The sequence below is a fragment of the Nakamurella aerolata genome (assembly GCF_013002705.1).
In the GTDB taxonomy this organism is placed as follows: domain Bacteria; phylum Actinomycetota; class Actinomycetes; order Mycobacteriales; family Nakamurellaceae; genus Nakamurella; species Nakamurella aerolata.
Genome location: NZ_JABEND010000015.1, coordinates 38759 through 63290 on the forward strand (window position 1 = coordinate 38759; position 24532 = coordinate 63290).

At 70.0% G+C, this 24532-nt stretch carries 18 protein-coding genes and 1 pseudogene; 8 read left to right on the forward strand and 11 right to left on the reverse strand.

Annotated elements, in window-relative coordinates; all coding sequences use genetic code 11:
* Positions 1–19: 19 nt before the first annotated feature.
* Entirely contained in the window at positions 20–2260 is a 2241-nt protein-coding gene (locus tag HKD39_RS18035; protein ID WP_171201263.1) for an alpha/beta fold hydrolase, read from the forward strand.
* Between the two features lie 19 nt (positions 2261–2279).
* A complete protein-coding gene (locus tag HKD39_RS19830; protein WP_246233158.1) occupies positions 2280–4595 on the forward strand; it encodes a DUF6351 family protein in 2316 nt (771 codons plus the stop codon).
* Between the two features lie 106 nt (positions 4596–4701).
* Here HKD39_RS19830 and HKD39_RS18040 read toward each other — a convergent pair.
* A pseudogene (locus HKD39_RS18040) lies at positions 4702–6354 on the reverse strand (glycoside hydrolase family 9 protein); the annotation flags it as partial.
* A 244-nt stretch (positions 6355–6598) separates the two neighbouring features.
* Here HKD39_RS18040 and HKD39_RS18045 point away from each other — a divergent pair.
* Positions 6599–7642 (forward strand): NAD(P)-dependent alcohol dehydrogenase, encoded by a 1044-nt coding sequence (locus HKD39_RS18045; RefSeq protein WP_171201265.1) that lies wholly within the window; start codon positions 6599–6601, stop codon positions 7640–7642.
* 84 nt (positions 7643–7726) lie between these two features.
* Here HKD39_RS18045 and HKD39_RS18050 read toward each other — a convergent pair whose 3' ends face one another.
* The 6 genes from HKD39_RS18050 to cei all read right to left on the reverse strand — a co-directional run bounded on the left by HKD39_RS18050 (position 7727) and on the right by cei (position 14202).
* Positions 7727–8647, reverse strand: coding sequence for a hypothetical protein (locus tag HKD39_RS18050; RefSeq protein ID WP_171201266.1), 921 nt, complete (start codon positions 8645–8647; stop codon positions 7727–7729).
* A gap of 3 nt (positions 8648–8650) precedes the next feature.
* Positions 8651–10318 carry a hypothetical protein gene (locus tag HKD39_RS18055; protein WP_171201267.1) on the reverse strand — a complete coding sequence of 556 codons (1668 nt, stop codon included), beginning with the start codon at positions 10316–10318 and terminating at the stop codon, positions 8651–8653.
* A 5-nt stretch (positions 10319–10323) separates the two neighbouring features.
* Positions 10324–10647: a hypothetical protein gene (locus tag HKD39_RS18060; RefSeq protein ID WP_171201268.1), complete on the reverse strand. Its 324-nt coding sequence runs from the start codon at positions 10645–10647 to the stop codon at positions 10324–10326.
* Between the two features lie 8 nt (positions 10648–10655).
* Complete coding sequence (locus HKD39_RS19835) at positions 10656–12290, reverse strand: RNA polymerase sigma factor (protein ID WP_171201269.1); 1635 nt, start codon at positions 12288–12290, stop codon at positions 10656–10658.
* 263 nt (positions 12291–12553) lie between these two features.
* Entirely contained in the window at positions 12554–13312 is a 759-nt protein-coding gene (gene ppgK / locus HKD39_RS18070; RefSeq protein ID WP_171201270.1) for a polyphosphate--glucose phosphotransferase, read from the reverse strand.
* A 113-nt stretch (positions 13313–13425) separates the two neighbouring features.
* Positions 13426–14202, reverse strand: a complete 777-nt coding sequence (gene cei, locus HKD39_RS18075) for an envelope integrity protein Cei (RefSeq protein WP_171201271.1) — start codon at positions 14200–14202, stop codon at positions 13426–13428.
* 422 nt (positions 14203–14624) lie between these two features.
* Here cei and HKD39_RS18080 point away from each other — a divergent pair, with 422 nt between their 5' ends.
* The 3 genes from HKD39_RS18080 (at position 14625) to HKD39_RS18090 (ending at position 16299) form a co-directional block, all read left to right on the forward strand.
* Positions 14625–14924, forward strand: coding sequence for a DUF4193 domain-containing protein (locus HKD39_RS18080; RefSeq protein ID WP_171201272.1), 300 nt, complete (start codon positions 14625–14627; stop codon positions 14922–14924).
* Between the two features lie 159 nt (positions 14925–15083).
* Positions 15084–15449 carry an OB-fold nucleic acid binding domain-containing protein gene (locus HKD39_RS18085; protein ID WP_171201273.1) on the forward strand — a complete coding sequence of 122 codons (366 nt, stop codon included), beginning with the start codon at positions 15084–15086 and terminating at the stop codon, positions 15447–15449.
* Between the two features lie 4 nt (positions 15450–15453).
* A complete protein-coding gene (locus tag HKD39_RS18090) occupies positions 15454–16299 on the forward strand; it encodes a DUF3159 domain-containing protein (RefSeq protein ID WP_246233159.1) in 846 nt (281 codons plus the stop codon).
* 34 nt (positions 16300–16333) lie between these two features.
* Here the strand turns inward: HKD39_RS18090 and HKD39_RS18095 are convergent, their stop codons facing one another.
* Together HKD39_RS18095 and HKD39_RS18100 are read right to left on the reverse strand one after the other, a co-directional pair.
* Positions 16334–16987: a potassium channel family protein gene (locus tag HKD39_RS18095; protein ID WP_171201274.1), complete on the reverse strand. Its 654-nt coding sequence runs from the start codon at positions 16985–16987 to the stop codon at positions 16334–16336.
* Complete coding sequence (locus HKD39_RS18100) at positions 16987–17652, reverse strand: NAD-binding protein (protein ID WP_171201275.1); 666 nt, start codon at positions 17650–17652, stop codon at positions 16987–16989. Before HKD39_RS18100 ends, HKD39_RS18095 begins: the two co-directional genes overlap by 1 nt.
* A gap of 148 nt (positions 17653–17800) precedes the next feature.
* Between HKD39_RS18100 and HKD39_RS18105 the strand changes: the two genes are divergently transcribed.
* Entirely contained in the window at positions 17801–19795 is a 1995-nt protein-coding gene (locus tag HKD39_RS18105) for an amino acid permease (protein ID WP_171201276.1), read from the forward strand.
* A gap of 136 nt (positions 19796–19931) precedes the next feature.
* Positions 19932–21776 (forward strand): class I SAM-dependent RNA methyltransferase, encoded by a 1845-nt coding sequence (locus HKD39_RS20710; RefSeq protein WP_212754737.1) that lies wholly within the window; start codon positions 19932–19934, stop codon positions 21774–21776.
* Positions 21777–21813: 37 nt separating this feature from the next.
* Here HKD39_RS20710 and HKD39_RS18115 read toward each other — a convergent pair whose 3' ends face one another.
* Complete coding sequence (locus tag HKD39_RS18115) at positions 21814–22491, reverse strand: DUF1707 SHOCT-like domain-containing protein (protein WP_171201277.1); 678 nt, start codon at positions 22489–22491, stop codon at positions 21814–21816.
* A gap of 19 nt (positions 22492–22510) precedes the next feature.
* Positions 22511–23242 (reverse strand): ASCH domain-containing protein, encoded by a 732-nt coding sequence (locus HKD39_RS18120; protein WP_212754738.1) that lies wholly within the window; start codon positions 23240–23242, stop codon positions 22511–22513.
* Positions 23243–24532 lie beyond the last annotated feature (1290 nt).

Genomic DNA, 24532 nt, shown 5'->3' on the forward strand with positions numbered 1-24532 from the left:
GCCTTGCGAGGATCAACGCATGGCCGCCGCCGAAGACAGCACCGCTCCCGACACCACCGCCGCAACGGACCCGGTTGCCACGGACCCCGCTGCAACAGACTCAGCCGCACCGGACTCAGCCGCACCGGACTCAACTGGGTCGGCCGGGCTGAGCTTTCCGCGGCTGTCGGCCCGCACCCAGCGCTTCACGCTCGGCGAGCCGCGGAACGTGCAGGTGGCCGGCACCGGCGAGCGGGTGTTGTTCGTCCGCACCGCATCCGGCACCGACCGCACCGGGGTGCTGTGGAGCTTCGAGTGCGACTCCGGCGCCGAGCGGGTGCTTGCCGATCCGGCCGCGCTGCTGACCGGTGGCGAGCAGCTCTCCGCCGCCGAGCGAGCCCGCCGCGAGCGCTCCCGCGAGTCCGGCGCCGGCGTCACGTCCTACCAACTCGACAACGCCGGAACCGTTGCGGTGTTTGCGCTTTCCGGGTCGGCGTGGAGCTGCGACCTGGCCACCGGCGAGGTCACCGAGCTGCCCCGTCCGGCAGGCGTTGATGCGGTAATGGACCCGCGGGTCGATCCGACCGGCAGCCGGGTCGGCTACCTGGCCGGCGGGTCGTTGCGGGTGGCCGAGTTGGCCGGCGGCGCGGACCGGGCTCTCGCCGAGCCGGACGCCGACACCATCACCTGGGGGGCCGCGGAGTTCGTCGCCGCCGAAGAGATGGACCGGCACCACGGCTTCTGGTGGTCGCCGGACGGGCAGCGACTGCTGGCACAGCGCACCGACGAGGCGCCGGTTCCGGTGTGGCAGCTGGCCGATCCCGCCGATCCGTCGGCAACCCCGGTACCGCACCGGTACCCGGTGGCCGGTTCGACGGACGCCGAGGTGACGCTGTGGTTGCTCGACCTGGACGGCCGGCGCACCCAGGTCGCCTGGGACACCGCTGCCTATCCGTACCTCACCAGGGTGAGCTGGACCGACGCCGGTGCGGTGATCCAGCTGCTCTCCCGCGACCAGCGCCGCGGGCTGATCGGCCGCATCGACCCGGACTCCGGCGCGCTCAGCACGTTGACCGAACTGTCCGACGATGTCTGGATCGAGCTGGCACCCGGTGTCCCGCAGCTCACCGACCGCGGCCTGCTCACGCTGCTGGACGACGCCGCCAGTGACACCAGGAGGCTGGCGCTGGACGGACGGCCGCTCAGCCCGGTCGGCCTGCAGGTGCGCGCGGTGGTGCGGGCCGGCGACGACGGGATTCTGGTGCGCGGCAACGGTAGTGACCCGAGTGCGATCGGGGTGTACCGGATCGGCTGGGACACCTCGGCGCAGCAACTCACCCCCGAATCCGGGGTGCATGCGGTGTCCGTCGGCGGCGACACCGTCGCCACCTCGAGTGCCGATCTGGACTCGGACGGCATCACGGTCAGCATCAGCCGCGGCGGCGAACCGCTCGGGACACTGGAGCGGCGCGGCATCGAGGCACCGCTGATGCCACGGCCGACGCTACTGCGCGCGGGCGAACGCCGTATCCCGACGGCGGTGCTGTTCCCGACCGGCCATCGGCCCGGCAGTGAGCGGCTACCGGTGCTGATGGCGCCCTACGGTGGTCCGCACGGGCAGCTGGTACAGCAGCACAGGCGGATGTTCCTCCAGGCGCAGTTCCTTGCCGACCAAGGCTTCTGCGTGATCGTCGCCGACGGCCGTGGCACCCCGGGCGGGGGACCGGCCTGGGAGAAGTCCATCCGCGACGCCTTCGCCGAGGTGACGCTGGCCGACCAGGTGGCGGCGCTGGAAGCGGTGGCGGGGCAGTATCCGGACGACATCGACCCGGCGCGCGTCGGCATCCTCGGCTGGTCGTACGGCGGGTATCTCTCGGCGCTGGCCGTGCTGGACCGCCCCGATGTGTTCAACGCGGCGGTGGCAGGTGCGCCGGTCACCGAGTGGCGGCTGTACGACACCTTTTACACCGAGCGGTATCTCGGACATCCCGGGCAGCAGCCACAGGTGTACGACGCGAACTCCCTGCTGCCGTTGGCGTCCCGTCCGTTGGCTCCCGGCGTCGCCGAACCGGAGCTGTTGATTCTGCACGGCATGGTGGACGACAACGTGGTGGTGGCGCACACCCTGCAGCTGTCCAGCGCGTTGCTGGCCGCCGGTCGGCGGCATGCGGTGATCCCGCTGACCGGGGTCACCCACATGACGCCGCAGGAGATCGTCGCCGAGAATCTGCTGCGGCTGCAGGTCGATTTCCTGCGCAGGGCCCTGGCGGTCGACGCCTGATCGTGGTGGGATCGGGGCCATGGTCCCGACAACGATGTCCGGCGAGCTGCCCGCCCAGAAATCGATGCCTGAAAGGCATGGAGCGTCTGCCGGCCGCTGGCGGCGCTGGGGTGCGCTGCTCGCGTCCGCCGCACTGGTGCCGGCGCTGCTGCTCAGCGCTCCGGCCGCGGCCACCGCTACCGGTGCCGGCGCGGCTGGCGCGGGTGGCGCGGGTGGCGCGGGTGGCGCGGGTGGCGCAGCCGACCCGGCCGCCGCTGGTGCCGCGGCGCCGAGCGTTCAGGTGATCTCGTCGCCGCGGGCCGACAAGGTCTCCGACGGGAACGTCCTGCTGGCCGTCAACACCGCCGGTGCGGCGCTGGAGCGGGTGCAGCTCAACGGCACCGACGTCACCGACCGGTTCGCCGAACTGGACGGGCGGCCCACCGCCCTGCTCGACGGCCTGCGCACCGGAACCAACACCGTCACCGCCAGGGTGGCCGGCGCCGATGTGACCACAACGGTCGTCAACTACCCGCGCACCGGCCCGATGTTCTCCGGCAAGCAGGAGCAGCCGTTCATCTGCCAGACGGCGGCGTTCCGCACCCTCGGCGGCCGCTCGCTCGGTCCGGCCACCGACGCCGCCTGCTCGGCCCCGACGGTGGTGGAGTGGCTGTACCGCTCGTCCACCGACAGGTCGTTGAAGCCGTTGCCGGCCAACGGTTCCACCCCTGCCGACCTGGCAAGCACCACTACCACCCAGGGACGGACCGTGCCCTACGTCGTGCGGGTCGAATCGGGGGTGATCAACCGCTCGATCTACGAGTTCGCGGTGTTGGCCGACCCGAAACAGCCTGCGGTGTCGCCGTTCCAGCGCCCGACGGGCTGGAACGGGCGGCTGGCGTACAACTTCGGCGGCGGTTGCCCTGGCGGCTGGTACAAGCAGGGTGCCGGAACCGGTGGCATCAACGACGACTGGCTGCTCGGCCAGGGCTACGCGTTCGCCTCCAGCTCGCTGAACGTGTTCGGCAACAACTGCCAGCCGGTGACGGCTGCCGAGACCATGGCGATGACGAAGGAGCACGTCATCGAAACCATCGGCGCCCCCAAGGCAACGCTGGGTATCGGCTGTTCCGGCGGCTCGTACCAGGTGTTCAACATCGGCGACAACTACCCGGGCCTGCTGGACGGCATTCTGGCCGGATGCGTTTTCCCCGAGGTCGATTTCGCCACCATCAACACCATCACCGACGCCCGGCTGCTGCAGGTGTACTTCGGGAAGAACACCGGCTACACGGATGAGCAGAAGCGGGCCATCTCCGGGTTCGGCAAGGTCGGCACCATCAACAACCTCGGCGAGGCCGGACGGCGGATCGACCCGCGGGTGTACTGCCCGGGTGAGCTGCCGGCCAACCTGCGCTACGACCCGGTCACCAACCCCGGCGGCGCGCGCTGCGACGTGTACTCCCACCAGCTCAACATCTTCGGTGCGGTGCCGGGAACCGACGGCAGGATCCCGTTGCGGCCCTTGGAGAATGTCGGTATTCAGTACGGCCTTGCCGCGGTGAACAGCAAGGCCATCACCGTCGATCAGTTCCTTGACCTGAACGCCAAGATCGGTGGCTTCGACCGCGACGCCAACGTGGTGGCGCAGCGCACCGTCGCCGACCGGTCGGCCATCGACACCTCGTACTCCACCGGCCAGTTGGTGCGGGGCGGGCGGCTGGGCTCGTTGCCGATCATCGAGCTGCGCGAGTACACCGACGAGCTGCCGAACGGCGACATCCACCTGAAGTTCCACTCGTTCTCGTTCCGCGACCGACTGACCAAGGCCAACGGCGACGCGGCCAACCACGTGATGTGGACCCTGCCGTTCGGCAAGGGCGGGTTCGGCACCGGCAACCCGGTGTTCCGGGACGCGGTCAATCAGCTCGACGCCTGGACCAGCACGGTGCAGAGCCAGCGACCGACAGCCGGAACCACCACGCTGCCAAGCCATTCCACCGTTGTCGCAGCCAAGCCGGCGGGCACCGCCGACGCCTGCTGGTCGCCGACGGGCTCGAAGGTGAACGAGACTCAGGTGCCAGGCGCGCGCAACACCCAGTGCAACACCTGGTACCCGGGCTGGCCGTCACCGCGGATGGTGGCCGGGGCGCCGGTGGTGAACGACGTGATCGCCTGCCACCGAAAGCCGGTGTCGCAGGCTGACTATCAGGTCAGCTTCACCCCGGCCCAGCTGTCCCGGTTGCGCTCGATCTTCCCGTCCGGTGTCTGCAACTGGTCGGTACGGGGGATCGGCCAGACCCTGCGACAGTCGACGTCATGGCCCAGCTTCGGCACCGGCATGTCCCGGAGCTGACGCGATCCGAGCCCGGGACTGAACTCCGTCGGTCCCCGGTACCGCTTGCGGCAGACGCGCCTGGCAGCCCGACCAGTCTGTCGTCATAGGGAAAGTCGGGGCTCGGTTGCGAGTTGGCGCCACCGACCAGCAATCCAGGTGGTGCCGGTGGCAGCTGTGGATCGAGCGCGGTACCGAAGAGCCGGCTGCGGACACCTCGACTGCTGTCGGTGCCGTAACCGCAGATGTAGCTGTGACCAAGGGCGTTGCGCCCCAACAGGTAGTCCATGCCTTCAGCGATCGCTCCCAACCGACGGCTCTGCCCAGTGTCCGCGCCGAGTGTTGCACCACCATCGAGCGCAGCCCGGTGGGCAGCAATGAGCACGGTGAGGTTGTTGAGCAGCACGCCGTTCGATCCCCAGCCCCAGCTACTCGGGTAGTACGGCATTCCCCACGGCTGGGAGTGCTGCAGCAACATGAGCTGATCGGCCCAGTGCCGCAACCGTTCTCGCGCCAGCTCAACGTCACCACGGTCGAGCTCTCGTACGGCCCGTGCCGACGGCTGCTGCGCAGACTGCTGATGCCGCGGGCCATCAAGCACGAGGTCGATGGTCGCCGGCACCTGCACACTGGTCAGGTCGTAACCGCCGTCGGGATACTCCGTGTCAGCATGCAACTGGTAGCCGCGCATGCGATCGCGGTAACCCGGCTCGCCGGTGGACAACCACAGCTCGACGGCCGCCCAGTAGGCGTCATCGGTGGCGTCGTCGTCGGCGTAACAGCCGCCACCGTCACGGCAGTGGTCGTCCGGTGGCAGCAGCGTCGGACTGTGGTCCGCGGCGGCGAAGGCAGTCCGCGCCGCGTTCAGGAGTCGAGCGGAGTATGCAGCATCCAGCGGAGCGAACAGCCGCGCGGCGGCTGCGGTGACCGCGGCCAACTGCAGCGTCGCCGGCGTCGAGGGTCGGTGCAACACCCGCACAGTCGGGTCGAGGTGTGGCAGCCCAGGAACCGGCGACCACTCTTCGCCGTGCACGCGATGAAAAGCCATGCCTGCCAAGGGCTTTCCGATCGGCACTTGCATACGCAGGAGCCAATCCAGCTGCCAGCGCAACTCCCGGACTATCAACTCATGCCACCGGCCGACCGTCTGGTCGGCGTCCAGCGCGGCGCGGCACAAGTGCCAAGCCGCCAACGCTCCGCTGGTCACGTACTTGCCGTAGTCGCCGGCGTCATACCAGCCCCCGGACACGTCGAACAGTCCTGGGCATTCCCAACCGGGATACCACCGCCGCGCGATCTGTCCCGTCACGGCCGCGACAGCGGTGTCACCGGTGTTCGGCGCCACCCCCCGATGTCCAGCCGGGCGATGCCAGCGGGTGTCCGGATGCAGACTTTCGTCGATGGGCTGTCCTGATCGCATCAAGGTCAGCACCGCGAGAGCGTCGGTAGCAAGCGGTCGGTAGAGCTCGGCGGATACCGAGAACTCGTGGCTGACTTCGCCCGCGATCACCAGTCGCGCCCGCGGTGCCGGCCCGACGCTGGGCAAACGGAGCCGGTGCACGTGCTCGCCGCTGGAGGGTTCTGGACGCTGCGGCCACGGCTCGGTCGCACCGGCGCCGATCCGCCTGCCGGTCCCGTCCAGCACGGTGACGGGAAGTGACTCACCGGCGGTGGATATCACGGTCGCCGTGATCGGTAGCTCCGGCAAATATCCCGTTTGGTTGATTCTGATACCCGGCCGGCGGCGCACCTCGGCCAACGACCAACGGGGGTAGCTCATCCCGCCAAGTCTTCCATGCACCCGCCGGGGTCCGACTTGACCGTTCAAGCAATCGGCTTAGTCTGAAATTGCGGCTGCATCGAGTGCCGGTTGAATCCGAGTCGGGGCGAACGCTCGTCGGGATGAACGGACACCGGGGTAAACAAACACCGGCGTAAACGGACACCGGGGTAATCGGACCGCGGCACACAGGCACTACCGCGCACAGCACCACCGATGAAACAGCAAGAGCCGAAAGGGTTCCATGCCAACCACCACCAAAGCACTGTCCACCCCGTCGTCCGGCGCTCCGCTGGCGCCGACCACCATCGAGCGGCGCGACCTGCGGGGTAACGACGTCCTGATCGACATCGCCTTCGCCGGCATCTGCCACTCCGACATCCACCAGGCCAGGTCCGAGTGGGGCGAGGCCAGCTTCCCGATGGTGCCCGGTCACGAGATTGCCGGCACCGTCGCCGCCGTCGGCCCCGAGGTCACCGCGTTCAAGGTCGGTGACCGGGTCGGCGTCGGGTGCATGGTCGATTCCTGCGGGGTCTGTGAGTTCTGCAAGGACGGTGAGGAGAACTACTGCCGCAAGAAGACCGTCTGGACCTACAACGACGAGAACTACGACGGCGAACCGACTTTCGGCGGCTACTCGCAGCAGATCGTGGTCAGCGACCGATTTGTGGTGAACATCCCCGAGGGGATCGAGCTGGACGAGGCGGCGCCGCTGCTGTGTGCCGGCATCACCACCTATTCGCCGCTGGTGCGCTGGGGCGCCGGTCCCGGGAAGAAGGTCGGCGTCGTCGGGCTCGGCGGACTTGGCCACATGGCGGTCAAGCTGGCTGCCGCCCTCGGCGCCGAGGTGACGGTGCTGTCGCGCACCGACGCCAAGGCCGACGACGCGGAGAAGCTGGGCGCCAAAGACTTCAGGGCAACAGCCGACGGCTCCGCCTTCGAAGAGTTCAAGGACCACTTCGACCTGATCGTCAACACCGTGTCCGCCGACCTACCGATGGACTCCTACCTCGGCATGGTCAAGCCGCTCGGCGTGATGGTGAACGTCGGCCTTCCCAGCGAGCCGTACTCGGTGCAGCCGGGCTCGGTGGTCGGCGACTCGAAAGTGTTGGCCGGCAGCAACATCGGCGGCATCCCGCAGACCCAGGAGATGCTCAACTTCTGCGCCGAGCACGGTATCGGCGCCACCATCGAGAAGATCTCCGCGGACCAGGTGAACGACGCCTACAACCGCGTGGTCGACGGTGACGTCCGCTACCGCGTGGTGATCGATACCGCCACCATCTGAGCGCGTGCCGGGCCCGGCACTGCGACGCCGGGCCCGGCACTGCAGCGCTGAGCCGGAGCCGGCCACTCGGGCCCGCAGGAAACGTCAGTCGGCGAGTTCGCTTGCCAGCGCGGCGATCCTGCGGGCCCGCCCGGCAAAGGCGGCAACCTCAGCATCGGGGGAGTCGGCGCCAAGGCTCGGCCGCTGCGCCATCAGCTCGGTGTAATCGGCGACCAGCCTGTCGTACCGGCGGCCGCGGTCGGTGTCCGGGACCTCGGCGCCCGGCGGCACCGGTTCGCCGTCGCCCGCGGGTGGCGGTTGGCCGTCGCCCGACCCGGCGGACGCGCCCGTCGCGGTGCGGGCCAGCAGCGCACGTTCGGACAGCCGACCCCGCAGAATCACCGCGGCCGCCGCCGAGAGCCAGGCGTCGATCTGCGCCAGCTGGTCGACGCGACTGTTGCTGTACGCCAGGTGTTCTGCGGTCGCCGCGCCGGTGCGCCGGCCGCCCCACCACAGCACCCCGGCGCCGGTCAGCACGGCCAGCAGCGCGGCCAGCGCGAGCAGCTGATCAGGGGCGCTGACCCGGAACTCGCGGGGGGGGGGGGCGGTCGGCAGATAGTTCAACCCCGCCATCACGTCGTAGCCGACGACGATCAGCTTCACCGCATCCTCCGGACGGTCGCTGAACGCGCCGATGCCCTTGCCGAGCATGCTGTCGACGACGTATGTCTCACCGAACCGCTCGTCGCCCGAACCCGCCAGTTGCGAGCAGCCGTAGGTGTCCAGCTCGCCCTCGTCCCGGAAGACGATGGTCACGTACACATCCTGCGCCGCCCTGGACAGGCGCTGGCACACCTGGCGGGGCACCTGGCCGTCGCCGATCATGGCGATCGCCAGCCGCCGGTTACCGATCAGCCGCTCCGCCGCTGCCGCGCTCAACTGAGAGTTGTAGCTCGGATCGGCGTAGAACGACGCGCTGCGAAGGGTTTTCGCCACCGGCCCGGCAAAGGGCTGCGCCAGCCACACGCATCAACCGGCCAGCGCGGCACACAACAGCAACAGCACCAGCACCGCCCGATTGCGCCGGTACCGCACGACATTCCGCAGCCCGGCGGTGCCCTGGGAGCGTCCGCCGCGCCCACGCCGAGCGGAAGCCGGCTGTGCCGATTCGGGTTTCGATGTGGACGACGCCGTGCCCGGGCTGCCGTCATGCAGGGTGGTGAGCTGCTGGGCGCTGATGGTGGGATGCTCCAGCGCGGCCCGCGCCGCCTTGAGCTGCCGCTCCGCGTCGTCCACATCCATCGCGTCGATGGCTTCCCTGGCCCGCTGCAGCCGCACCACCTCGGTGGCGACCACCCGCTGCTCGGCATCGGAAAGCCTTCGGGTGGAACCGGTGTGCTCTCCGGACGCCGGCGACAACAACGCCACGGCCCGCTCGCTGAGCTCACCCAAGTCCTGTTCAGCGGCCGCCCGCCGAGCCCGCAGCTTCTCGTCCCGCCGGCCGGAGCCCGCGCCGCCGCGGCCGCGGCTACGCACCGACGCGATGACGAACCCCAGCACCGCCGCCAGGAACACCCACGGCAGCGCCGGCCGGGCCACCGCCGCCGGATCGGGCGGGGTGTAGGGCAGCGGCCGGTCGAACATGCCGGAGTGCCGGAAATCGGCCCAGCGCTGGAAGAACCGGTCGGCCAGCACCCCCTGGTGGTAGGGGTAGCCCCGGTCGATCACCCTGCTGTACTCGCCGAGCACGCTGGCCGTCACCAGCTCGCGGTCGGATTCGAACGGGCCGCGGTACTCCGGCCACGCCCCGTACATCACCAGCACCGGGCGCTCCGGGTAGCGCTGCGCCAGAGCCGTTGCGTAGTCAGGGATCTCGGCGACACCGACCTGCGGGGGAAAGTACGCGACGAACGCCATGGCACCGGGAAAGGCCTCCGCCGCTGCCGCCGGGGTCTGCGATCGAACGTCGCGGCCGACTCCTGGCGCCCGGTAGGCGCCGCCGGACTCGACGGCGGACAGCACCGGGGCCAGCTCGGCGTCCGTCGGCGGTCGCAGGGTGACCCGATCCTGCGCGACCGGCGCCTCGCCGCCGGTGTGGTGCGCAAGCATGTCGAGCACAACACCGGTGACGTCACCGCCGAGATAGCCGTTGCGCCAGGTGATCAGGGTGCTTGAGCTGATCTCGAAGATGCCGGCCCGCACCGCGGTGCCGGAGGCGACAATCACGTCGGGCAGCTGCTTCTTGAGCGCTCGCACCGCGTCGTCGACGTCGCCGGGCGGTGTGATCAGCACCCGCGGGTCGTAGCGCTTGTCGGCGGCAGAGCCCGATGCGCCGCGGCGTCCAACGGCATCGATGGCGGCCAGCACCGACGCGTCGTCAACGGTGGTGGTCGACCCCGGCAGCCGCACGATCGGGTCGGCGCGCAGCCGCGCCACCAGCTCGGCGGTCGGCGGCAGTTGCACCTTCGGGCGGGTGTCGCCGGAGACGGAGCCGGCGCTCCCGGAACGATCCCGGCCGTAGTCGATGCCCGGCCGCTGCGTCTGGCTCAGCAGGAACAGCAGCACCGCGACCGCCGCCAGCACCAGACAGATTCCCTGCACCCAGCGGGTGACCAGCAGCGACTCCCTACCGGACAGCGGCGACCGCAACGACGTCACCACCCGTCGCCGCAGCGACGAGCCGGCCGAGTCCGCCACCGGCCTCAGCCGCCGGTCGAACGGTCGCGGGGGAGCCCGGACCAGCGTCGATGTGCTTGTGCGGCCAGGGATTCCGCTCGCCTGGCGGCGTCAGCGGTGCGGGCCGAGCCCACCAGCAGCACCGCCTCGTCGAGCAGGGCGGCGGCGTCCGGCAGTTCGTCAGCAGACAGCGCACGCGCCCGTTCCGCCGATTCGATCGCACCGCGCGCCCGGCGGCGCGCCGCGGCGAGCTCAGCGGCCGCCTGACCGGTACGCAAGCTATGTATCGACCACCAGCCGACCGTCAGCAGCACCACAGCGCCGAGCGGCCAGATCCACCAGGTCGACACGCGGCGGCTTATTCGAGGTAGTCGCGCAGCACCTGCGACCGCGACGGGTGACGCAGCTTCGACATGGTCTTGGACTCGATCTGCCTGATCCGCTCGCGGGTGACCCCGTACACCTGCCCGATCTCGTCCAGCGTCCTCGGCTGGCCGTCGGTCAGGCCGAAGCGCAGCCGGACAACGCCGGCCTCCCGCTCGGACAGCGTCTGCAGCACCGACTGCAGCTGATCCTGCAGCAGGGTGAAGCTGACCGCGTCGACGGCGACGACCGCCTCGGAGTCTTCGATGAAGTCGCCGAGCTGGGAATCGCCCTCGTCACCGATGGTCTGGTCGAGCGAGATGGGCTCCCTGGCGTACTGCTGGATCTCCAGCACCTTGTCCGGGGTGATGTCCATCTCTTTGGCGAGCTCTTCCGGGGTGGGCTCGCGGCCAAGATCCTGCAGCAGCTCACGCTGGATGCGGCCGAGCTTGTTGATCACCTCGACCATGTGCACCGGGATGCGGATGGTGCGGGCCTGGTCGGCCATGGCCCTGGTGATGGCCTGCCGGATCCACCAGGTGGCGTAGGTGGAGAACTTGTAACCCTTGGTGTAGTCGAACTTCTCGACCGCGCGGATCAACCCGAGGTTGCCCTCCTGGATCAGGTCGAGGAACGCCATGCCGCGCCCGGTGTAGCGCTTGGCCAGCGACACCACCAGTCGCAGGTTCGCCTCGAGCAGGTGGTTCTTCGCCCGGTCGCCGTCGCGCCGGATCCAGCGCAGGTCGCGCAGCAGCTGCTTGGCTTCTTTGTCGGCCTTGTCGCTCTTCACGCTCTCGGCGTCGATGCCGCGCAGCCGCTCCACCGCGAACAGCCCGGCCTCGATGCGCTTGGCGAGGTCGACTTCCTCCTCGGCGTTCAGCAGCGCGACCTTGCCGATCTGCTTCAGGTAGGCCCTGACCGAGTCGGCGGAGGCGGTGAGCTCGGCGTCCTTGCGCGCCTGCTTCAGCGCCTCGGACTCCTCCTCTTCCTCGTCGTCGTCCCAGGCGAAGTCGCCGCCCTCTTCGGTGCCGGCGGCACCTTCGGCAGCAGTACCAGCCGCCGCGCCGTTTGCCGCCGTGCCGTTCGCGGCCGCATCGGCGCCGGCCTCGTCGGTGGTCGCTGCGCCGTCGGTGGCGACGGCATCGGTGTCGGTGCCGGCTGCTTCATCGGCGGCGGCCTTCTTGGTGCCGCGCTTGCCGGCGGTACCGGCCTTGCCGGCGCTCTTGGTCTCGGCGCTCTTGGTGCTCCTGCCGCTGCCGCTCTTGGTGGCGGCCTTGGCCTCGGCGCTGCCGGCTGACTTGGCGGCCGCGCCCTTGGCCGCTCCGGTCTTGGTGGCGGACTTGGCCTTTGCCGTGGTCTTGGTGGCCGGCTTGGCAGCGGTGTCGGCGGCGGCTGCGGTGTCGGCACTGGTGTCGGCGGCGGCGTTATCGGCAGTGGCATCGGCGGCCTTGCCGGTCTTGCCGGCCTGGCTGCGACTGGTGGATTTGCTGGCCTTGGTGGCCGTCTTGACTGCCTTCAACCGCGGCGCCTCGCCGTCAACGGCCTCGGCCGGGGGAGCCGCGTCCGCGGCCCTGGCCGCGCTGCTGCGGGTGGAGCGGGACGTACGGGAACTGGATGCTGCGCCAGCCACTGGTGACCTTTCGTGTCCGGGATCGTCGGGTTCGGTCCGGTCCGTCGCCCAGAGTCAGGCACCGACACCTCACCCAACTCGTCCTGAACTGGTGGACGGTCCGGGCGGGCAGCGGGGGGCGAGATGATCTGTGAGGCGAGCGGGCCGAAGCGGCGACCGTTCCAGTGTAGCCGCGCCGGGCGGCAGTTGATGCCGATATGCGCTGGACTCACGCCGTTTCACGGACGGCTGGACCGCCCGCAACACCCAGCGACCGAGCCGGGTCAGACCGCCTCGACGCCCTCGACGGCGGCCAGCGCGCTGCCGATGATGCCGGCGTTGTTCAACATGGTCGCCACCGCCAGCTCGGTCTGCGTGCGCACCAGCGGCAGCCACTTGTCGGCCTTCTTGCTGACGCCACCGCCCAGAATGATCAGCTCGGGCCAGAGCAGCCGCTCCAGCGTCTGCAGATACTTCTCGACGCGCTTGGCCCAGTCTTCCCACGAGAGGTCCTTGCGTTCCCGCACGGAGGCGGCGGCGCGGGACTCGGCATCGTGCCCGTCGATCTCGATGTGGCCGAGTTCGGCGTTCGGGACGAGCCGGCCGTCGTGCACCAGCGCGGTGCCGATACCGGTGCCAAGGGTGATCATCAGCACCAGCCCGCGGTGGCCCTTGCCGGCACCGAACCTGGCTTCGGCCAGCCCGGCGGCGTCGGCGTCGTTGAGCGCCGTCACCGGACCGGGCAGGAACGGCTCGGCCACCCCGACCAGCGAGGTGCCGATCCAATTCTTGTCGACGTTGGCCGCGGTCAGCACCACGCCGCCGCGCACCACTCCGGGAAAGTCCAACCCGACCGGCCCGGTGTATCGGACGTTGGCGGCGACCTCGCCGCAGGCCCTGGCCACGGCCTCAGGGGTGGACGGCTGCGGGGTGTCCAGCCGGAAGCGTTCGCTGAGCAGCTCGCCCTTGCTGATGTCGACCAGCGCGCCCTTGATGCCGGACCCGCCGACGTCGATGCCGAAGGCCTGCTTACGTGGCGGCATGAACAACCTCTCTGGTCGGCGCTTCCGGTCGGAATGAGTCGGAATGAGTCGGACTGATCGGCAGCGCGGCAGCGGGTGCGAACGGTGGTGAAACTCTAGTGCCGGATGGGCGGTCAGGCCGGGCAGGCCGCGGTCGGCAGCGGCGGCACCGGCGCGTTGGTGGTGACCTGTTGGGTTTGTCCTTCGATGACGGCCGGTGGGGTCCAGAACCGCGCGATCTGGGCCAGCTGGTCGGTGACGTCCTTGGGCAGGTCGGCGAACTCGTACTTGTCGCCGATGACGAAGTCCACCGACTCGTCCACCCGCTGGTCCACCACCAGCTGCGCGCAGGGCATCAACAGCAGCAGGGTCCTGGCGCCGGCCGCACCCGCGTCGCCGTAACGGATTTCGCCGATGCAGGACAGGTCGAGGGCCGGATAGACCGGGTCGTTGGCGGCCTCGCGCACCCCGTCGAACCCGGCCTGCCGCAGCTGCTGGGTGACCTGCGTTGCCATGCCGCGCTGGGACGAGGCGTTGAGCACCTGCACCGGGATCTGGCTCGGGCTGCCCGGCCGGGTGTAGGCCAGGGTGTTCTTGTCGGTGAAGCTGCCGAGCGTCGTCGGTCCGAGCACCGAGCTGCTGGTGGTGCTGGCGGCCGGGGAACCGGAGGAGCGCTGACCGCTCGTCCTCGTGGTGCTCTGCCTGGTGGTGGTCTGGGCTGTGGTCGGCGCGGGGCCGGGACGGTTGCAGCCGGCCGCCTGCGCCTCGGCGGGTCGCAGCGCCTGGAACCAGATCACGCCGGTGGCGGCCAGCAGGATCGTCACGACGATGATGATCGGCAGGCGCCGGCGTCGGCGATACTTCGGCGGTGCCGCGCCGGCGGCGGCCGTTCCCGAGGCGTCTGAACTCACGCTGCCAGGGTAAGGGTCGCGGCCGTTCCACCGGTCGCAGCGCCGCCGGGCCGCCGGGCCGCCGCGTGTCGGAGGGGCGGTGCAGCGCGCGCCGGGGCAATGGGCTATCGTCTGCGCGCCACCCGGCACAGCGGCGGGGACATCCACCCGGGTGGCGCGAGGCCCGGAACTCGGGCACCACCAGCACAAATCCAGCTGGCACCCGGCTTGAACCCAAGCCCGAACCGGTCCGTCCAGCCGGCTGAATCGGCTCAACGACGAGCACCGGGAGCGACCGGACACGTTCGCCGGCGGGGTCGGGCACAAATTCGACCTCCCCAGCGTTGGCACACCCGCAAGGGGGGTGTACACCGGTCGGATCGGCACCGGCCGGGGCCCACCGAGCAGGCACCAACGGCACGTAACGAAGGTAGGGATAACGCATGGCAACTGATTACGACGCCCCGCGCCGTAACGAGAACGACGATGTCAGCGAGGATTCGCTGGAGGAACTGAAGGCCCGTCGCAACGAGGCGCAGTCCGCGGTGGTCGACGTCGACGAGGGCGACACCGCCGAGTCATTCGAGCTGCCCGGCGCCGACCTTTCCGGTGAGGAACTCACCGTCAAGGTGGTGCCCAAGCAGGCCGACGAGTTCACCTGCAGCGTCTGCTTCCTGGTGCAGCACCGCAGTCGGTTGGCGTCCGAGTCCGGCGGTCGGCTGATCTGCGTCGACTGCGCCTGACGTCCAGCATGCTGACGCCCGGCATGACGTACAGCCGGGCGACCGGCCTGAGACAGGCTTGCTGACAGCCGGACGAACAGCCTGTGCAACGTCGTACCGTAGATGGCGCAGACCTGGCCGCCTGCCGCCGGGCAGGCACCACTGGATCGGGGAGAAACCGTGACCAAAGTCGGAGCGTGGCTCCGCAAACTCACCACCGACGCCGACGAGGTGGAGGCCGAAGACCTCAGCTCCGAGGTCGCCGCCAACGCCGAGGCGTGCCCGGCCGGCGCCTGCCGGCGCGGCGAGAAGGTGGCGTTGCTCGGTCGGTTGCGCTGTGTCGATCTGCGGCCGGCTGAAGACCTCGCCGAGTTGATCGCCGAGCTGTACGACGGCACCGACGCTGTGCAACTGATCTGGCTGGGCCGGCGGTCCATCCGCGGCATCGAACCGGGCCGCACCATCAAGGTGCGCGGGCGCATCGCCGTCCGCGGCGGCAACAAGGTGATGTACAACCCCGAGTACGAACTGCTGCCGGCCAGCTGATCAGATGACCAACCCGACAGCACCAGACCGGCCGGACGGGCCGGACGGCCAGGACCGACCGGCGGCCGACACCCCGCCGGTACCGACCACCTGGCAGCAGATGGGCGGGCTGACCGGCATGATCGACTCGGCGCTGCCGGTGGTCGTGTTCGTCATCGTCAACAGCGCGGCTGGCCTCGGCTGGGCGATCGCTGCGGCGGTGGCCACCGCGCTGGTGGTCACCGGGTTCCGGCTGGCCCGCAAAGAGCCGTTCGGGCAGGCGATCGGCGGCCTGTTCGGCGTCGCGATCGCGGCGTTCATCGCGCAGCGCACCGGCGGGGCCAAGGGCTACTTCCTGCTGGGCATCTGGTCGTTCGCTGTCTACGGCGGGGTGCTGCTGGCGTCGATCGTGGTGCGCTGGCCGCTGATCGGCGTGATCTGGGAGGGCCTGAACGGGCGCGGCACCGCCTGGCGGCGGAACCGGGCGCTGGTTCGCAAGTACGACCTCGCGACGCTGCTGTGGGTGCTGCTGTGCGCCGCCCGGTTCGTGGTGCAGCGCTGGCTCTACGACTCCGACCAGGTCGGCTGGCTGGCCTTCGCCCGGATCGCGATGGGGTATCCGCTGTTCATCCTGGTGATCATCGGCACCGTGCTGATCGTCAACTCGGGGTCGGGACTGTCGCCGATGGCCCAGTACCGGCAGTTCAGGGAAAAGCAGAAGACCGAGCCGAAGGTCAAGCCGCTCACCTTCCGGCAGCGCATGGAGGCGGCTCAACAGGCGCAGGAACGCAAGGCCGAGGCCAAGAAGGCCAAGGAGGCCGAGCGCTGGATGCAGCAGCCCCGGACGGGCGAATCCGAGCCAGGCGGCTGAACCGGCAGGAACCCGCGCCGGGCTCGCGCCGGGGTCAGGTGAGCGCCCTGCGCACCTCGTCCTCCACCGCAGGTGAGGCGACGAACAGCAGTTCGTCACCCGACTCCACCGGCTCGTCCGGCGACGGCACGATCACCCGCCCCGACCGCAGGATGGTGACCAGCGCCGCGTCCCGCGGCAGCCGCAGGTCGCGCACCGGGCGGCCGGCCATCGCGGTCTGCGGCGGCAGCGTCACCTCGACCAGGTTCGCCTCGCCCTGCCGCAATGTGAACAGCCGCACCAGGTCGCCGACGCTGACGGCCTCCTCGACCAGCGCGGCCATGATGCGCGGGGTGGACACCGCAACGTCGACGCCCCAGGCGTCGGTGAACAGCCACTCGTTGCGCGGATCGTTGACCCGCGCCACCACCCTGGCCACCGCGAACTCGGTCTTGGCCAGCAGCGACACCACCAGGTTGACCTTGTCGTCGCCGGTACAGGCGATCACCACGTCACAGGTCTGCATGCCGGCGTCCTCCAACGACGACAGCTCGCAGGCATCGGCCAGCACCCACTGCGCCTGTTCGATGCGCTCGGGCTTGATGGCCTCGGCGTCGCGGTCGATCAGCATCACCTGGTGGCCGTTCTCCACCAGCTCGCCGGCGATGGATCGCCCGACGGAACCGGCACCGGCAATCGCGATGCGCATCAGGACTCGTCCTCCGGAGACCGGCCGGCCAGCTCGGGGACGGCCTTGACGTGCTGGGACAGCGCGGCGGCGTAGATCACGTCGCCCTCCTGGATCACCGATTCCGGGGTCGGCAGCACGCTCGCCCCGAACCGCACGATGAAGGCCACCCGCACCTGCACCTGTTCCTCCAGTTCGGCCACCGGCCGGCCCACCCATACCGGGTTGTACGGCACGTTGACGATGGTGCCGGTTCCGGACGGGTCGCGCCATTCACTGATCAGCCCCTCCGGCAGGATCGCGCGGAGCAGCCGATCGGTGGTCCACGGCACCGTCGCGACCGTTGGAATGCCGAGCCGCTCGTACACCTGCGCGCGTTTGGCGTCGTAGATGCGCGCGACGACGGTGGGCACGCCGAACTGCTCGCGGGCCACCCTGGCGGCAATGATGTTCGAGTTGTCGCCGGACGAGACGGCGGCGAAGGCGTGCGCCTCGGTGATGCGCGCCTTGATGAGGGTGTCGCGGTCGAAGCCGACGCCACGGATCTGTTCGCCGGTGAAATCCGGTCCCAAGCGGCGGAAGGCGGACTCGTCGCGGTCGATGACGGCCACCGAATGTCCCGCCCGGTTCAGCGCCAGGGCCAGCGCCGAGCCAACCCGGCCGCAGCCCATGATGACGATGTGCACGGGCAAACCCTAGCTGCCGAAGCCGGCGGCGGCGTGGTCGCCGGTGCGCGGGAGCGCGTGGTGTTGCCTCACGCGTCATCCTGCGGACGTAGGCTTCCCCGCTGGAAGCGGCGCACGACTCGCGGGCGCCCGAATCTGGAGGTGGCAGGTGTCCCGATTGACCGTGGCAGCCAAACGGCTGCTGGTCGGACGCCCGTTCCGTAGCGACAAACTCGCGCACACCCTGCTGCCCAAGCGGATCGCGCTGCCGGTGTTCGCCTCGGACGCCATGTCCAGCGTGGCCTACGCGCCGCAGGAGATCTTCGCAACGCTATCGGTCGCCGGTCTGGCGGCGTACGCGTACTCGCCGTGGATCGCCATCCTGGTGTGTGTGGTGATGCTGGTGGTCGTCGCCTCGTACCGGCAGAACGTGCATGCCTACCCGTCCGGCGGCGGCGACTACGAGGTGGCCACCACCAACCTCGGGCCGAACGCCGGATTGCTGGTGGCGTCGGCATTGTCGGTCGACTACATCCTCACGGTGGCGGTGTCGACCGCCTCAGGTGTGGCGAACATCGGCTCGGCGATACCCATTGTCGGCGACCATCCCGTGCTGTTCTCGATCATCATCATCGTGTTGGTGGCGACCGCAAACCTGCGCGGGGTAAGGGAATCCGGTCTGGCGTTCGCCATTCCGGTCTATCTGTTCGTGGCGTCGATGCTAGGCATGATCCTCACCGGCCTGATCCGCTGGATCTTCGACTCGCCGATGCGCGCGGAAAGCGCCGACTACGACATCAGCGTGACGCATTCGCTGTCCGGGCTGGCGCTGGTGTTCCTGCTGCTGCGGTCGTTCTCGTCCGGTTCGGCGGCGCTGACCGGTGTCGAGGCCATCTCGAACGGGGTGCCGGCGTTCCGGAAACCCAAGTCGCGCAACGCCGCCAACACCCTTGCCATGATGGGCGGCCTTGCCATCATCATGATGCTCGGCATGGTCTTTCTGGCCAGGGTGACCGACGCGCGGATGGTGGAAGACCCCTCGCAGCTGATCGGCGCGCCGGAGAACTACTTCCAGAAGACATTGATCGCGCAGGTGGCCCAGTCGGTGTTCTCCGGCTTCCCCATCGCGTTCTACATCGTCTCGTTCGCGACCGGGTTGATCCTGATCCTGGCCTGCAACACGGCATTCAACGGGTTCCCGGTGCTCGGCTCGATCCTGGCGCGCGACTCCTACCTGCCAAGGCAGCTGCGTACCCGCGGCGACCGGCTCGCCTTCTCCAACGGCATTGTGTTCCTGGCCCTGGTCGCGTTGATCCTGGTGGTGGCGTTCCAGGCCAACGTCACCCGGCTGATCCAGCTGTACATCGTCGGAGTGTTCGTGTCGTTCAACTGCAGCCAGGCCGGCATGATCCGGCATTGGAACCGGTTGCTGCGGGTGGAGAAGGACCCGGCCGTCCGGCGGCGGATGCGCCGCAGCCAGACGATCAACGCCATCGGCTTGAGCTTCACCGCCGCGGTGCTGGTGATCGTGCTGGTCACCAAGTTCCTCAGCGGCGCATGGATCGCGATCCTGGCGATGGCAGCCATTTTCATCCTGATGAAGGCCATCCGGAAGCACTACGACCGGGTGGCCCGCGAGCTGGCCGCCGACGAGGACGACATGGTGCTGCCCAGCAGGATCCATGCCATCGTGCTGATCTCGAAGCTGCACCTGCCGGCGATGCGGGCGCTGGCCTATGCCAGGGCGATCCGCGCCGACACCCTGGAGGCCGTTGTGGTCGACGTCGATCCGGACGAGACCGCGGCCCTTGCCAGGGAGTGGGAGGACCGGCGGATCCCGGTGACGCTCAAGGTGATCGACTCGCCGTACCGGGAGATCACCAAGCCGATCATCGACTACGTGCGCAGGGTGCGGAAAGACTCGCCGCGGGATCTGGTGACGGTGTTCATTCCCGAGTATGTGGTGGGGCACTGGTGGGAACAGTTGCTGCACAACCAGTCTGCGCTGCGGCTCAAGACCAGGCTGCTGTTCACCCCCGGGGTGATGGTGACCAGCGTGCCGTGGCAGATGACCTCGACCGAGGCCACCCAGCGGCGGCTGCGCGACATCCCGGTCGATGTTCCGCTGCAGCAGACCGGCAGGGACGACAACCTCCGTGGCTGATCGGTCCAGAGACCGGCGCGCCGGTGGCCACAATGGTAGCGGGCGCAGTGGTAGCGGGCGCAGTGGTAGCGGGCGCAGTGGTGGGGGTGGTGGGCGGACTGGTGAGCGGGGGCCGGATGCCGATGGCGGCTGGCGGGTGGGCGACGAGCTGGAGCTGGACATCGGCCCGGTCGCCCACGGCGGCCACTGCGTCGCGCGGGTCCCGTTGCCGGACGGCGAAAGTGCCGGCGGTGGCTCGACTTTGGTGGTGTTCGTGCGGTATGCGCTGCCCGGCGAGCGAGCGGTGGTGCGGCTGACGGACGTCTCCCGCGGGACGTTCCTGCGCGGTGACGCGGTGCGCATCCTGCGGGCCGCGCCGGGTCGGGTGCAGCCGCCGTGCGCGCACTTCGGTCCCGGCAAGTGCGGCGGTTGTGATTTCCAGTTCGCCAGCCTGCCGACCCAGCGCGAGTTGAAAGCCGCTGTGGTGCACGAACAATTGCAACGGTTGGCCGGCATCGACGTGCCCGTGGTGGTGCAGCCGCTGCCGGGTGACGGTGTGCTGCCGGATGCCGGCGCGCTGCCGGACGTTGACGCGCCGCTGCCGGGTGACGGTGCGCGGCCGGACGCTGACGCGCCGCTGTCGGGTGACGGTGCGCGGCCGGATCCCGGCGCGCCGCCGCCTGCCGACGGGTCGGTGCGGCCCGGGCTGGGCTGGCGGACCAGGGCGCGCTGGGCGGTGGACCTCGACGGCACGGTGGGCCCGCGGCACATCCGCAGTCACGCGCCGGTGCCGATCGATGTCGATCAGCCGTGTCTGATTGCCGCGCCGCCGATCTCGCCGGTGGCGCCGCAGCGAGCGGCCGAGTTGCTGGCGGCAGATCAACAGCAGGTTCCGGAGCGGGGCGAGCGGCGCGGACGGGCTGAGCGGCGCGGCGAGCGGGGGGAGCGGCACGCGCGGGACGCAGCTGGCGTGCGGCAGGCGCCGGGCGAGCGGCGCGGCGAGCGGGGGGAGCGGCACGCGCGGGACGCAGCTGGCGTGCGGCAGGCGCCGGGCGAGCGGCGCGGACGGGTTGAGCGACGCGGTAGGGGCGGCGGGGCGGCCCGCGGACGTGGCCGTCGTCGCGAGGAATTGCCGGAGCTGACGCTGGTGGCTCGTCCCGGCGGAATGGTGCTGTCCGGCGGCCCGGCCGAGTTGGACGGGCTGGTGGTGACCGAAACCGTTGCCGGGCGGGAGTTCCGGGTCGCCGCCGACGGTTTCTGGCAGGTGCACCCCGATGCCGCGGGCACCTTGACGGCGGCGGTGACGGCCGCGCTCGACACCGCCCGGGTATCCGGCGGTACCGGTTGGGATCTGTACGGCGGTGTCGGGGTTTTCGCGCCGGCGCTCGCCGCGGCGGTGGGCCGCACCGGCACCGTGGTGAGCGTGGAAGGCGATCGCACCGCGTCGGCGTTGGCGGTGGAGAACCTGGCCGACCTGCCGCAGGTGCGCTGCGAGACCAGCAGCGTGGAAACCTTTGTGCGCCAGCACGAGTCGGATACCGTGCGCCAGCACCAATCGGATACCGTGCGCGAGCACCAATCGGATACCGTGCGCCAGCACCAATCGGATACCGTGCGGCAGCACGGGTCGGACGGGGGAGCGGGGGACCCAGCGGTGGTGGTGCTCGATCCGCCGCGCAGCGGCGCCGGGCAGCAGGTGTGTACGGCGCTTGCCGCACTGCGGCCGCGGCTGATCGTTTATGTCGCCTGCGACCCGGCGGCGCTGGCCCGCGACACGAAGACTTTGCTGGACAACGGTTTCCGTCTCACCGACCTGAAGGCGTTCGACTGCTTCCCGCAGACGCATCACGTGGAGTGCGTCGCCAGTTTCCGTCCGGCAGCGACAGAATCGGAGCCGGCGGCGGACCCCGCAGCGGCGACCGGATCGGAGCGGGCCGCGGCAGCACCGGAAGGTCCTGCGGCGGTTTCGGTGCCGGCCGAGGGCAGCATCGGCACGGCCTGAAACGGCATCGGTGCCGCCGCCTGGGGCAGGCGCGGGATCAGGCCAGCCCGGCCTTGCGCAGCTCACCGCCGCGCGGGAAACGGACTCGCACCGAGCCCATCCCGGTGGAGCCGGAGAACACCAGCAGCGGGAATCCTAGCTGCGGGTGCTGCGGCAGATCTGACTTGTACGAGCCCATCCCGCGGGAGAGATCGTCGTCGATGGAGCCCCAGCCGTGCGGCGCGATGATCAGCACACTGCCGACGCTGCTCTTGACGCTGACGGCGATGGTGTCGGCCAGCGGCCGCGCCCGCAGGCAGTTCAGCTTGATGGAGCCGACACCACCGTCCAGCGCGAGGAACGGCGGGATATCCCATTCACCGTCACGCTTTTGACTCGACCAACCGGCGTCGATCAGCAGCGGCCGGCCCGGCTCCATGCCGCGTTGCTCCGGGCGTGCCGGCACCCGTCCCGGCGCCATCGCGCCGACAACACCGCCGGGCCCCGCCGGGCTGACCGCGCCGAATCCGGGGCCGATGCTCTGCGAGGGCGGCGTCACCGGAAGATCGGCGACCAGCACGTCCAGATCGGCGAAGGTGCGGGCGGCGAACGCCTGCTGCATCCGCTCGTCGACCTCGTCCATCGTCAGCCGGCCCTCGCCCGCGGCGGTGCTGAGCAGGGCGGCGACGGCTTCCCGGTCGGTGTTCGATACCCGTAGCTGGGACGGATCGGTCATGCCGTAAGGGTACGGGCGGTCAGTTCGGGGCGGCGACCCGATCCGCCGCGGGATCGGTGCTGGGCTCGACGCGGAAGCGCACCATGTCGACCGCATCGTCGTTGCCGATGCCCGAATAGTGACCCCTGAGCAGCTGCTTCAGATCGTCGGCGACCTGCCCGCCCTCAAGCTGCGCATCGGCGTGGGTGATGTCCGAGAAGCGTTTGGGCGCAACGGCTTCGACGACTGCTGGTAGGCGCCGGTAACCGTCGTCGAACTCGAAGACCAGCCAGGCTGGGCCGAGCTCGTACGGTGCGGCCGGATCGCACAGTCGGGTGGTCGCGGTCTTGCGGCCGGTGCGCACCGCGTCGTAGTACGTCGCGGCGAATCGGATGATGCGCTGGACGGGGCCGTCGGGCGCGATGTAAGCGTGCGGGAGGAGCTTGCGGACGTTCAGCAGCTGGGTGCCGGCGTCGGTGGGAACAATGATGGTGCAATCGATGTGCTGATCGATGATGACCTGTCGGCATCTGCCGCAGGGCGACAGCACCGAGCGCCCGCGGTCGCCGACGGCCACCATGGTGGTGAGCGGGCCGGCTTGTGCGGCGGCCGCAACAGCCAGGACGACCAGCTCGGCGCAGGGGCCGCCGGAGAAGTGATAGTCGTTGACGGCGGTGTAGATGCGTCCGGTGGTGTCCATCGCGGCGGCAGCGACGGTGTGCAGCGGATTCCCGGTCAGCGCGGTGGCCTGCGCTTGTGCGGCTGCAAGCACCCGGGCTTCGTTGGGGGGAAGAGCCGAAGTTGCTGCGGGCTCAGCGGCTGGTAGGGGCTCAGCGGACGGCAGAGGCTCGGCGCTGGGTGCGCGCTCGGTGAGTTCGGCGGCGGGTGAGGGTTCGGCGGGTGACGGCACAGCGGGTGAAGGCACGGCGCCAGCCTTGCATGAGCGGCGCGGCCGGGCGACAGATTTTGGTGCGGAGGAAGAGCGCGGCGGCGCAGGCCAGTGGGGCGGCGCCGGCGATTGCGGCGGTGCGAAGAGGCAGTGAGGCTGACGTGGCTGATCGCTCACCAACCCCGACAGCGGCGGGGCGCTCCGGCGGCGCGTCTCGTGCGGGTGAGTTCGCCGGCCGGCCATCGCGCAGCAGCCGCGGCATCGGCGCGCTGGTCCCGTTGCCGTCGCACCGGCGCTGCCGACAGCGCGCCAGATTCCGGCAATTCCGTGCGGACTCTCGCTGAGCCGCCGCGACCCCAACGCCCGAGCCGACGCCGCATGTGGTCGGCCTCCGCGCCGAGAATCCGCCCGGTGAAGTTGCCGGGTTGCCGAGTTGCCGCCGAACTCGAGGCACCCTGATGTCGCTGCGACAAGCCGGAGACTGGCGAATTCATCTGATTGGCGGATCGAACATGCGTACTATAAGAGGTAGTCTGGGTGTGTCACAAGGGGGTGATGTTGATGCTCGATCGGAAGCCGGTTCAGGTTGGTGCTGCGCGGGTTTCGCAGGCGGTGTTCCAGCGGTGGCGTACGGCGTTGGGGGTGCTGGAGCCGGGGTCTGGCCTGGTTGCGCATCTGGAATCCCGCCCGCCGACGGCGGCTTTGCTGACCGCGCGGGGTGGGTCGCACGCAGTGCCCACGCCGCCGTCCGCTGGCACCGCTCGCAACGCTCTATCTGGTCGTGCCAGCGCCGCCGCGGGCGATGTCGATACGGCCCACGCGGACGCCGCTCCATCCGCCAGTGCCGGCGCTGGCGCCCGCTGTGCTGATCCGAGGAACGCCGACGTCGATAGCCCGCACGCTGCCACGCGCAGTGCCGAGAGCGCTCCATCCGCCAGTGCCGGCACCGGCGCCCGCCGTGCCGAGTCGGGGGACGCCGACGTCGATAGGCCGCGCGCTGCGACCCGCAACGCTAATCGGGTGAGTGCTGAGGCCGATAACCCTGGCGCAGCCGGGTCCGGCGCCGATGATGCCGCTGATGGTGCTGATGATGCTGGTGGTGTTGCGGGGGTGGTGTTGCACGGGAACGTGCTGCTGGATTCGGTGGTGGCTCGGGAACGGGTGATCCGGCAT